General features: G+C 73.0%; 8 protein-coding genes. 3 read left to right on the top strand and 5 right to left on the bottom strand.

Annotated elements, in window-relative coordinates; genetic code table 11:
• Positions 1-34: 34 nt before the first annotated feature.
• The 5 genes from ABD901_RS21255 to ABD901_RS21275 form a co-directional block, all read right to left on the bottom strand.
• On the bottom strand, positions 35-856 hold the full coding sequence (locus tag ABD901_RS21255; protein WP_345128846.1) for a nucleotidyltransferase family protein: 822 nt from the start codon (positions 854-856) through the stop codon (positions 35-37).
• Entirely contained in the window at positions 853-1,371 is a 519-nt protein-coding gene (locus ABD901_RS21260) for an NUDIX hydrolase (RefSeq protein WP_345128847.1), read from the bottom strand. The genes ABD901_RS21255 and ABD901_RS21260 overlap by 4 nt, the downstream gene beginning before the upstream one ends.
• Before the next feature lie 18 nt (positions 1,372-1,389).
• Positions 1,390-3,207 (bottom strand): RelA/SpoT family protein, encoded by a 1,818-nt coding sequence (locus ABD901_RS21265; protein ID WP_380139990.1) that lies wholly within the window; start codon positions 3,205-3,207, stop codon positions 1,390-1,392.
• A gap of 2,014 nt (positions 3,208-5,221) precedes the next feature.
• The gene (locus ABD901_RS21270; RefSeq protein ID WP_345128848.1) at positions 5,222-6,955 is read right to left on the bottom strand and encodes a DEDD exonuclease domain-containing protein; all 1,734 of its coding nucleotides are present in this window, start codon (positions 6,953-6,955) and stop codon (positions 5,222-5,224) included.
• Between the two features lie 83 nt (positions 6,956-7,038).
• Positions 7,039-7,986 carry a GAF domain-containing sensor histidine kinase gene (locus ABD901_RS21275; protein ID WP_345128849.1) on the bottom strand — a complete coding sequence of 316 codons (948 nt, stop codon included), beginning with the start codon at positions 7,984-7,986 and terminating at the stop codon, positions 7,039-7,041.
• Between the two features lie 128 nt (positions 7,987-8,114).
• On the opposite strand from ABD901_RS21275, the gene ABD901_RS21280 reads away from it, so the two are divergent.
• The 3 genes from ABD901_RS21280 to ABD901_RS21290 all read left to right on the top strand — a co-directional run bounded on the left by ABD901_RS21280 (position 8,115) and on the right by ABD901_RS21290 (position 11,080).
• Entirely contained in the window at positions 8,115-9,494 is a 1,380-nt protein-coding gene (locus tag ABD901_RS21280) for an NYN domain-containing protein (RefSeq protein ID WP_345128850.1), read from the top strand.
• Positions 9,495-9,577: 83 nt separating this feature from the next.
• On the top strand, positions 9,578-9,814 hold the full coding sequence (locus ABD901_RS21285) for a hypothetical protein (RefSeq protein WP_345128851.1): 237 nt from the start codon (positions 9,578-9,580) through the stop codon (positions 9,812-9,814).
• Positions 9,815-9,823: 9 nt separating this feature from the next.
• Positions 9,824-11,080 (top strand): M48 family metallopeptidase, encoded by a 1,257-nt coding sequence (locus ABD901_RS21290; protein WP_345128852.1) that lies wholly within the window; start codon positions 9,824-9,826, stop codon positions 11,078-11,080.
• Positions 11,081-11,279: the final 199 nt, after the last annotated feature.

An 11,279-nucleotide genomic window follows, 5' to 3' on the forward strand; every position in this document is an offset into this window, starting at 1 on the left:
GCGGTGCTCCCTCCAGCATGTGGACACCGTCATGCTAGTGCGCGGGCACCGTCATGCTTTGGCCGACCCGGATTGCGTCCGTCAGCGTCTCGCCCGGCCCGACCGAGCCACCCGGCCACACCACCCCGCGGGTCACGCGGCCGGCGACGACGGCCCCGGCGCCGATGACGGCCTGGTCGAGCTCGCCGGTGACGACGGCGGTCTCGGCGACGAGATTCTCATGGTGTACCGCATGGAGGTTTGCTTCGAGATAGTGCGCCGGAGTGCCGGTGTCCAGGTAGGTGCCCGCATACTCGACCACCTCCAGGCGGCCCTGACGCTCGGCGGGGCGCCACGCCGCGCGCACGAGGTCGGACGGCTCCGGCTCCAGGGCCGCCACCAGGTCCCACGGCAGCAGCGAGAACCCGGCGAACCGGTGGGCGCCGAACTCGTGCGGCGGGCCGGGCACGCCCAGCAGGCGCGCGGTGTTGCCGTCCCATCCCGCCAGCAGCCCCGCGATGTCCTCGCCGGGTGTCATGCCGTCCGCCGCCGCCAGGTACGCGTCGGCGTTGCCCGCGAGCACGGCGCGGCCGCCGATCCAGTCGCGCAGCAGCGCGAGGCCGCCGGCGGTGCCGAGCGGCTCGCCCGGCTCGACGGACAGGTGCGCCCGGTCGCCGACGTGCTCGACCACCATGTGCCCGAGGTAGCAGGCGTTGACGGCGACGTCGAGGCCGAGCTTCTCCACCCGCTCCAGCGCGCGGCCCAGCAGCGACACGTTGCCGACCGGGCACAGCGCCTTGGGCAGGTGCTCGGTCAGCGGCCGCAGCCGCCGGCCTTCGCCCGCGGCCAGGATGACCGCACACACGTCCGCGTTCACTGCTGGCGTGCCTCGGGGTAGTCCTTGTAGGGCCCGATCCCGTAGTTCGCGAGCAGTCGCGACGTCGAGACGGTCAGCGGCGGCAGGTTGTCCAGCCGATGCCAGGCCGCCTCGATGACCTCGGCGGCGTCGACGACGAGCTCGGCGCCCGGCTCGACCTCGGCCTCGAACACCATGTCGACCCACTGCCCGCGGGTGTGCACGACCGCGTTGGGGTTGGCCGCGCGCAGATGCTCGGGCGACAGCTTGATGCCGGTCTCCTCGCCCAGCTCGCGCGCCGCGCACTGCACCGGCGTCTCGCCGCGGTCCATCAGCCCGGCCGGCAGCGACCAGCCGGCGCCGGGCGGCTGGCGCAGCAGCAGGATCCGGCTCAGCTGCGGGTCGCGGACGATCGCGACGGCGCCGATCGTGTACGTCGGCTGGAATGTGCGCACGATCCGCCGCCGCCAGCGCCCCGGCAGGCGGTAGAACGTGCGGTACGTCCACGCGCGCAGGCGAGCACGGAAGTCGGTCATCCGGGTAAGGCTAGACAGCTACCGCGGCGACTGGTCGACCAGGGCGATCAACTCGGCCACGACCTCGTCGGCGGTGCGGGCGTGGTCGGCGACGGCGACGAGCAGCGTCTCCAGGTCGGGGTAGCCCAGCCGCGGCGCGAGGCGCACCAGCGGCAGGTCGCTGGCCAGGCCGCGGCCCTGCTGGCGCAGCGCCAGGCCGATCGCGAGGCGGCCCAGGCGCACCTTGTTGGCGACGGTGATCGCGGGGGCCACGTGCGCTTCGAACCAGCGGCTGATGTGGAGCCGGGCGTGCGGGGTCTTCACGAAGTCGAGCCACTCGGGCGACGGACCGCGCGCCGGGGCATCGGCGTCGAAGTCGAACTCGTCGCGCTGCCCGGCGCGCGTGATGATCTCGACGGTGTCGCCGTCGGCGAGCGGCGAGGACACTGCGGTCAGGCGGCCGTTGACCCGGGCGCCGATACATCGGTTGCCGACGTCGGCGCCGAGGATGTACGCGAGGTCGACCGGCGTCGCGTCGCTGGGCAGCAGCACCGGCCGCCCGCCGCCGGCCGTCAGCACCAGGATCTGGTCCTCGGCGAGGTCGCAGCGCAGCGAGGCGATGAACTGCGCCGGGTCCGACGCCGCCGCCTCCCAGTCGAGCAGCCGCCGCAGCCAGTCCAGCTGCTCGGCCTTCGTCGCCGGCCCGAACCGCGCGGCGGTGGAGGGGTAGCGGAAGTTCGCCACGATGCCGTACTCCGCCGCCTGGTGCATCTCGACGGTGCGGATCAGCACCTCCAGCGAGCGCCCCTCCGGCCCGAGCACCGTCGTGTGCAGCGACTTGTAGTTGTTGTTCTTCGGCGTGGCGATGAAGTCCTTGAACCGCCCCGGCACCGGGCGCCACTTGCCGTGCACCGCACCGAGCGCCGCGTAGCAGTCGGTCTCGGGCCCGTCGACGACGACCACCACGCGCGGCAGGTCGTGCGGCTCGGCGTAGTTGCCGTCGACGGTGTCCTTCCAGATCGAGTACAGGTGCCGGGGCCGCGGCGACACCGTCGCGTCGATGCCGAACCTCTTCAGGTCGGTGCCGACGGCCGACATGATCTTGTCCAGATACCCGTCCCAGCCGACCCGCTGGTTCACGTAGTCGGCGACGACCGCGTATCCGCTCGGCGACACCGCCCGCAGCACCCAGTCCTCGAGCTCCCGCTTGAGCGCCTGGATCCCGAGCCGCTCGCACAGCGGGATGAGCACCTCGCGCGTCGCCGTGGCGATGCGCACCCGGCTCTTCACCGACCGCGCGTCGATCGTGCGCATGTTGTGCAGCCGGTCCGCGAGCTTGATGACCAGCACCCGCACGTCCCGCCCGGCGGCGACGATCATCTTGCGGATCGTCTCGGCCTCGGCGTCGGCGCCGTAGAACATCTTGTCGAACTTCGTCACGCCGTCGACCAGCAGCGCAACCTCGCCGCCGAAGTCCCGCTCCAGCGCGCCGAGCGTGTAGTCGGTGTCCTCGACGGTGTCGTGCAGCAGCGCCGCGACGAGCGTCGTGGTGTCCATCCCGAGGTCGGCGAGGATCTCGGTCACCTCGAGCGGGTGCGTGATGAAGGGCTCGCCGCTCTTGCGCATCTGCCCGCGGTGCATCTGCTCCGCGGTCCCATACGCCCGCCGCAGCAGCGCAATGTCCGCCGTCGTGTGAATCTGCCGGTGTACCCGAAGAATCGGCGCCATCGGGTCATCGCTGGACTGCCAGGGGAAGAAGGACCGCAGCCGCGAGCCGATGATCGCCGAGTACGTCGACGTCGGATCCCCCGGCACCGCCCCGCCCGCCAGCGCTGAGTAGCTCGGCGGCGGCGGCACCTCGGGCGAGTCGTCGGTGGGCGGCGCGACGAGCTTGTGCCGGGGCGCAGCGTACCGGTCGTCGAGCCGCGCCTCGCGCATCTTCGGCCGCGGCGGCCCGCCCCGCTTCCTGCCGGCCTCGTCGCTCGCCGCCTGATCCGCGCCGCCCCGATCCGCGCCGCCCCGATCCGCGCCGCCCTGATCCGCGTGGCCCTGATCCGCCGGCGCCTGCTCGACGGTCGCGTCGTGCCGGGGCGTCTCGTGCGTCGGCGCTTTGTTCGTCGGTGCCGTGTCGACGGTGTTGCGTTCGCGGGGGATCTCATCGCGGCGGGAGGTCTGCGAGCCACGGTCCTGCGTCTGGTCGTGGGTGTTCCGCGGCTTGCCGGTCTGTACTCGGTCCTGCGTCGCCGCTCGGTCCTGAGTGCCGGCCCGGTCCTGCGTTCCTGCTCGATCCTGGGTTCCGGCCCGGTCCTCGGTCCTGAGCCGGTCCTGCGTCGCGGCTCGGTCCTCGGTCCCCGCCCGGCCCTGGGTTCCCGCCCGGTTCTGCGTCCCGGCCCGGTCTTGGGTCGTGGTCTTCTGGCCCTGGGGCGTCGTCGCCTGGCCTTCGGTCGCCGTCTGGCCCTGGGGCGCTGTCACCTGGCCTTCGGTCGTGGCCTGCCCCTGCGGCGTTTCGTTCTGGCCGGCCCGGTCCGCCGGGCTCTCCTGGCCCGCGCCCTCGGCCCGGCTCTGGCGACCGCCCCGGCCCGGCGGCGCGAGGTCGTCGCCGCTCTGCTGCCACTGCCGGGCGTCGTTGGCGGGCCAGTCGCCGGATGCTCGTTCGGCATCGGACCGCTCGGCGCGCTCCGCCGGCGCGGGCCTGCGCCGGGCGGGCGCGTCGGGCGTGTTGATCGCCGCCGTCGGAAGCCCCTTGGGCCCGAGGAACATCTCACCGGCGTGGAGCCGATCGCCCCCGGCCCCGCTCGTGCCGCCGGCCAGCGCCGAGCTCGCGGCCCCACCGAACGCCCCCGGCGGCCTGACGCTCCCCGGCGGGTTGGTGGCAAACCCTCCGCCGGCCCCGAGCGACTCGACCCGGATCGTCTCGACGGTCGTGAGTGTCTCGTCGTGGAGCGGCCGGGCATCGTGGCTGGTCATCGCGGGTCCGAACGCAACGACCCGTCCGACACGAAAAATCGGCGACTCCATGGGGTTGCCGTCCGACGCCGCTGGGTCCAACATGTACTCGCTGTGCGTCGCGTTCGGCCCCGAGCCCGAACCGCCACCGGCGGCCTGAGCAGCGCCGCGCACATCGGGACCGGGCCCGACGCCCGATCCCGGAAGCACGACTGATCGATCAGATCCATTGACCTGACCCGACGTACTGAACTGGCCAGATCCAGCGAGTTGACCGAAACTATCGGATTCACCGGATTTGCTTGGTTGGTCGGACTCTCCAAGCCGGTCCGGGTGGCTCAGCACCCGGGGATCGTGCTGCGCCCCGGCCACGTGTGCACCGTCCGGCTCATCCCCGGCGTCCGGGTGCGCGGCGTCGCCGGAGGCGGTGTCGGCGTGTGTGGCGCTCGGGTGTGCGGCGTCGCCGGAGGCGGCGCTCGAATGCGCGTCGTTCGGGTGCCCGGCGCCGGCGGATGCGGTGTCGGCGTGTGCGGCGCTCGAGTGCGAGTCGTTCGGGTGCGCGCCGCCGGCGGAGGCGGTGCTGGGGTATGCGGCGCTCGAATGTGTCTCGTTCGGGTGCGCGGTGCCGGCGGGCCCGGTGTTCGCATGCGAGTCGTTCGGGTGTGCCCTGTTTACCGGGAGGTGCGCTGGGTTGGTTGCCGGCTGATGCGCCGGGCTTGGCCCGGGGCGCGTTGGGGGACTGCTCCCTGGAGGGTTCGATACCGGGGAGGGGGCCGCGCTGAAGGGCGCGCCGGACTGCAGACCGGGTTCCATGCGGCACCTCCTCACCGACGGGCCGGGCGGGCCTGGGTTTGGGTAGGTTCCAGCCTAGTTTCCCATCGTGCATCCGATCGGTCATTTGAGTATGTGCGATCGTCCGATGTGCCTACCCGTCCAAATCGGTCTGAACCGCGGCGGCGGCCTCCGCGCGGGCCAGGAACGGGCGCCATCGCGCGGCCCCGTCGACCGGTGATGACCAGCCTATATCGGTCTTGACCAGCCGCGTTTCGGGGCGCTCGAGCCACGCGAGGATGCGCTCGGTTTCCTCCGGGGAGGCCCTGGGGGCCGGGCCCGGCCCGGGCATTACGGTCTCCGCTGTGGCCAACACCACATCCAGTGTCGGCTGTGGATGCACCCTCGGGGGTGACGCGCCCGCCGCGGCGAGTCGCCCGTGTCGCACCACCGCGATCTCCCAACCACCCGCCGCGGATGGCCGCGCGGCGACGAGCTCCGGCAGCGCGCTCAGGGAGGCGAGCCGCTGCATCCGGATCGCCGTGCGCAGGAACACGACCAGCCGGCCCCGGATCGCCGCCGCGTCCTCGTAGCGCTGCGCGTCGGCCAGCGTCTCGATGCGGGCCATCAGCCCCCGAACGATCGGGCTCGGGTCGCCCGTCGTCGCGGTGCGGAACGGCGCCGCGGCGTGCGCCTCGTAGTCGTCCGCGGAGATGCGGTGCTCGCACGGCGCCGGGCAGCGGCCGAGCTCGGCGAGCGCGCACGCGGGCGTCGGCGTGCGCGGCGAGAGCTTGTGGGTGCACTGGCGGATCGGCAGCGCGTCATAGATCCCCGCGGCGGCGAGCTCGGCGCCGCGGCGGGAGCTGAACGGCCCGAGGTAGGCGGCGCCGTCGGCGTGCAGCTCGCGCACCACCGACAGCCGCGGATAGGCCTCGGCGGTGAGCTTGAGCCACAGGACGCGCTCCGGGAACTTCGAGCGGCGGTTGTAGGGCGGTTTGTGCGCCGCGATCAGCCGCAGCTCGCGCACCTCGGCCTCCAGCGAGTGCGCGCACGGTATCGCCTCCACCCGCTCCGCCGCGTTGAGCATCTCGTCGATGCGGGCGCGCTTCTCTGCCGCCGTGAAGTAGCTGCGCACGCGGGTGGCGATGGACGAGCTCGTCCCGATGTACAACGGACGGTCCTTGTGTCCCCGGAACACGTAGACCCCGGGCGCGTCGGGCAGCCCCTCGGCGAGGTGCCGTTTGCGCCGCTGTGCCGGGCTGACCGCCTTCACGAACTCGATCACGTCGCCGACGGTGTGCACCTTGAGGCTGCCGAGCCGGGAGAACAGCCCGTGCAGCACGTCCACGGTGGCGCGCGCGTCGTCCAGCGCCCGGTGGATCGGCTGGGTCGCCGCCCGGAAGTGCCGGGCCAGCGTCGACAGCTTGTGGTTGGGCACCTCGTCGGCGATGAGCGCGCGCCGGGCGATCGCGGCGGTGTCGAGCACGATCGGCTTGGGCCAGGGGTAACCGTGCTTGGCGCAGGCCGCCTTCAGGAACCCGGTGTCATACGGCGCGTTGTGCGCGACCCACACGCTGCCCTTGGCGAACTCCAGGAAGCTCGGCAGCACCGTGTCGAGCTTCGGCGCCTCGAGCAGCATCAGCTCGGTGATCCCGGTGAGCACGGTGATGAAGGACGGCACCCGCTCCTCGGGGTTGACCAGCGTGCCGAACTCGCCGAGCACCTCGCCGCCGCGAACCTTCACCGCGCCGATCTCGGTGATGCCCCCGCCGTCCGGCGCGCCGCCGGTCGTCTCCAGGTCGACCACGACGAACGTCGTCGCGAACAGCGTCGCGGCGCGCGGATCGTCGAAGAGCGTGTCGAGTGTTTCCTGGTAGTAGTCGGGCACGGGGCGCACACTACGGCCAGGGTGTGACAAAAACTGCCGGCGAGGCCGTGACCGGCGGTTTCAGGGAGGTACCACCGCGGAAATCAGTGCGGCGGGAACCTCAGCTCGAAGCGGACGCCGGGTGAACCGGCGACCGCCGACGTATCCACGACGGTGGCGCCGTGCGCGCGCAGGATTTCCGCGACGGCCCGCGGCACCGGCTCGTCGGCGGCCCGGACCCCGGCCAGGTCGGTCTGCCACTCGGGGCGGATGCCGCCGCCGGCGTGGCCGACCTCGATGGTGGGCACGGGCGTGCTGAGCACCCGCACCGCGACGCGACCGCCAGCCGGTGCGAACTTGAGCGCGCAGAAGATGACGTAGTCGATCGCCCGGGACAGCTTGGCCGGGTCGGCGTGGATCGTCGTGGCTTCGGTGAGCCCGAGGGTGATCGCGATGTTGCGGGCGTCGGCGATGCTGCGCAGCTCGCGGACGCGGTTCTCGGTCAGGTACGCGAGATCGACCGCCCGCGGCTCCGGCCGGGCCTGCAGCTCCTCGGCGACCACGAGACGCCGCAGCTCGAGCAGCTCGGTGACCTGCTTGGCCAGGGCCCGCAGGGCGCGCATCTGGTCGAGGTTGAGCCGGTGCGGCGCGTGGTCGATGACGCACAGCGTGCCGAGCGCGGCGCCGCCCGTCGTGAGCAGCGGCGCACCCGCGTAGAAGCGGATGCCGTCATCGGCCTGCACGAACGGGTTGTCGGCGAAGCGGGAGTCGGCGGTGGTGTCCGGTACCACCATGAGATCCCGCCCCATGATCGTGTGCGCGCAGAAGGCCACCTCGCGGGGCGACTCATCGACCGGAAGGTCGCCGATCTTGGCCTTGAACCACTGGCGCTCGGCGTCGACGAGCGTCACGAGCGAGATCGGCGCACCGCAGATCTCGCTGGCGATCCGGACGATGTCGTCGAAATCGGTCTCCGGCGGCGTGTCCAGGATTGCCATCGCGTGCAGGGCGGATAGTCGATCCACCTCGTTGTGGGGTACCGGTGCCGCCATGACGCCTCCCGAGCTGTCCCACCGAATCGGGTGAAATAAGGATATGTCAGCTTCTCGTCTTTCGAGTTAAGGCGGCGGTCCTGGACACCATCCCGGGCGAATGTGGTCGACAATGCGACACTGGAGTGATGTCTGCGCACGACGCTCCCGACGGCCTTGACCTCGAGGCCGCCGTCGACGCTGCGCAGGTGGAGGACGACCAGCTCGAGCCGGTGCTGCCCGAGGCCGTCCGGCAGCGCGTGATCGCCCTGGCAGCGGGCGCGATGACCGGGTTGCCGCTGGATGAGCTGCCGATGCCACTGCGGCGCGTGGCGAAGTTCGCGCCCAACCGACGCGCGCGGCTGGGCGGTCCGATGATCGCGATGCAGCTCTCCGGCGATCCGCTGCTTCGCCAACGGCTCGCCACCAGGGTCGTCAACGAGGCCGGTGACCTGGGCGCGGCCATCCTCGAGGGCGCCGCGCCGGCGGCGGCGGACCCGGTCGAGGTGGCGGCGCTGGCATACCTGGCGCGGCCCGAGGGCTGGCGCTCGCTCGTCACCGACGCGACCGAGACCGTGCGGGCCGAGGCCGAGGGCGCCCTGGCCGCCGAGCGCGTGCGCGACGTCGAGCAGCGCCTGACCCGCGCCGAGCACGACCGCGCCGTGGCCCGCGTCGAGGCCGACAAGCTGCGCGACGAGCTCGCCCGGCTGCGCGACGAGGCGGCCGGCCTGCGCGAGGAGGTCCGCTCGCTGGGCAAGGCGCTGCGCGAGTCGCAGGCCAAGGAGCGCAAGGCCACCGACATGCTCGCCGCCGAGAAGGGCCGGGTCACCCGCTCCAACGCCGACCACGACGCCGAGCTGCGCCGACTGCGCGCCAAGCTCGCCGAGGCCGAGGCGGCCGCGGGTGCGCAGCGGCAGAGCGCCAAGGACGCCCGCGCCGTCGACGACGCGCGGCTGTGGCTGCTGCTGGAGACCATCGGCCAGGCGGCCGTCGGCCTGCGCCGTGAGCTGGCCCTCGACCCGACCGACAAGCTGCCCGCCGACTTCGTCGCCGACGCGTCCGCCGACCGGCCCGAGAACGCCTCCGGCGCCGGTGCGGCGCGCGCGCTGGACGCCGACGATCCGGCCCGTCTCGACCAGCTGCTCAGCCTGCCCAAGGCGCACATGATCGTCGACGGATACAACGTGACCAAGAAGGGGTACGCCGAAATCTCCCTCGAACAGCAGCGCAACCGGCTGATCGCGGGCGTCGGCGGCCTGGTCGCCCAGACCAGGGCCGAGGTCACGGTCGTCTTCGACGGCGCCGAGCGGGTGCACGGCCTGCCGCCTGCGCCGCGCGGGGTGCGCGTGCTGTTCTCGCGCAAGGGCGAGACCGCCGACGAGCTCATCCGGCGGCTCGTGCGCGCCGAGCCGGCCGGTCGCCCGATCGTGGTGATCTCCTCGGACAAGGAGGTCATCGACGGGGTGCGCAGGCATGGGGCCTACCCGCTGTCGTCGGACACGCTGCTGCGCCGCCTGTCACGTTCATGACCTGCTCTTTCCCATTTTTGTCGTACCCCACCGTTACCGTTCGTGCTATCCGGTTCACCCGGCACGTTGGTAATGGAGGAGCGATGCTCGTCGACTGCGAAAGCTGTTCGGTGCGGGGCAACGCGTGCACCACCTGCGTGGTTACCCTGCTGCTCGACACGCCGCCGGCATTTCACCAGCTCGGCGCCGAGGAGGTCCGCGCCATCGAGGTCTTCGAGCTGGCCGGCTTCGAGGTCACCGTGCTCGAGCCCACCCACTTCGAAACCCTGCCCGTCACCCCGGTCCCGTCACCCCGGCGCCGCCGCGGGCACGCCGCATAGGCTGTTGCGATGACCCCTCGCGTCTGGGCCACGATCACGCTCGTCGTGCTGATCGTCGCGGCGGCCGCCGTCGCGCTGCTGCGGGTCCCGTGGGCGGCGGCGCCCGCACCCCGGGCCGACCAGCTGGCCGCGCTCGACACGCTGCCGCACGACGCCGTGGCACAGGGCCGGGCCTTCCACGCCGCGCTGCGACCCGGGACCTACCTGTCGCTCGCGCTCGGCCTCGTCATCGCGCTCGTGCTGGGCCTCACCCCGGCCGGCTCGTGGATCGTCGAGCAGGCCGGCCGCCCGTTCGGCGGCCACTGGCTGGCTCGCGCGCTGCTCGGCGGCTTCGCGGTCACCCTCGTCGGCGAGGTGGTCGCCCTGCCGCTGGCCGCCTGGCGCCAGTCGATCCTGCGCCGCTACGGGCTGTCCACGCAGGGCTGGGGCGGCTGGACCGTCGACCTGCTGAAGGGCTACGCCGTCGGCGCCGTCATCGGCGCGATCGTCCTCGTCGGCTTTTTCACCATCACCCACTTCGCGCCGCGCTGGTGGTGGGCGTGGGGCGCGGCCGGCGCAGCCGCGCTCGCGATCCTGCTCAGCTTCGTGTTCCCGGTCCTCGTCGAGCCGGTCTTCAACAAGTTCACCCCCATGCCCGAGGGCGAGCAGCGCACCCGCCTGATGCAACTGGCCGCCCGCGACGGCGTCCCGGTCCGCGACGTCCTGGTCGCCGACGCGTCGCGCCGCACCCGCGCCGTCAACGCCTACGTCTCGGGCCTGGGCCCGACGCGGCGGATCGTCGTGTACGACACGCTGCTCGAGAAGGCCCCGCCGGCCGAGGTGGAGTCGGTAGTCGCGCACGAGCTCGGCCACGCCAAGGACGGCGACGTCCTGACCGGCACCCTGCTCGGCGCGCTGGGCGCCGCGGCGGCGGTCTGCGCGCTGTACCTGCTGGGCTCGTGGTCCGCCCTGCTCCGCCTGGCCCGCGTCGAGTCGATCGCCGAGCCTCGCGCCATCGCCCTCCTGCTGGCCATCGCCGCGGTCGCCGGCCTGTTTGCCGGCCCGCTGCAGTCCCTGGTGTCGCGGCGCGTGGAGGCGCGCGCCGACCAGCACGCCCTGAACCTGACCCGCGACCCGAGCGAGTTCGAGGCCATGCAGGGCCGCCTGTCCCTGGTCAACCTGGGCGACCCGGATCCCAACCCGGTCGAACAGTTCCTGTTCGGCTCCCACCCAACGGCCGTCGAGCGCATGGCCGCGGCCCGCGCCTGGGCCCGCGCCCACCCATAACCCACCCTCGGCCCGCCGCGCCTTGGGCCGCGTGCCGCGCCTTGGGCCGCGTGCCGCGCCTTGGGCCGCGTGCCGCGCCTTGGGCCGCGTGCCGCGCCTTGGGCCGCGCGCCGCGCCTTGGGCCGCGTGCCGCGCCCTGCGCCCCGCGCCTGCGTCCCGCTCCCCGCGCCGCGCCTTGGGCCGCGCGCCGCGCCTTGGG

Origin of the sequence: Dactylosporangium darangshiense, assembly GCF_039537565.1 — a bacterium.
Lineage (GTDB): Bacteria > Actinomycetota > Actinomycetes > Mycobacteriales > Micromonosporaceae > Dactylosporangium > Dactylosporangium darangshiense.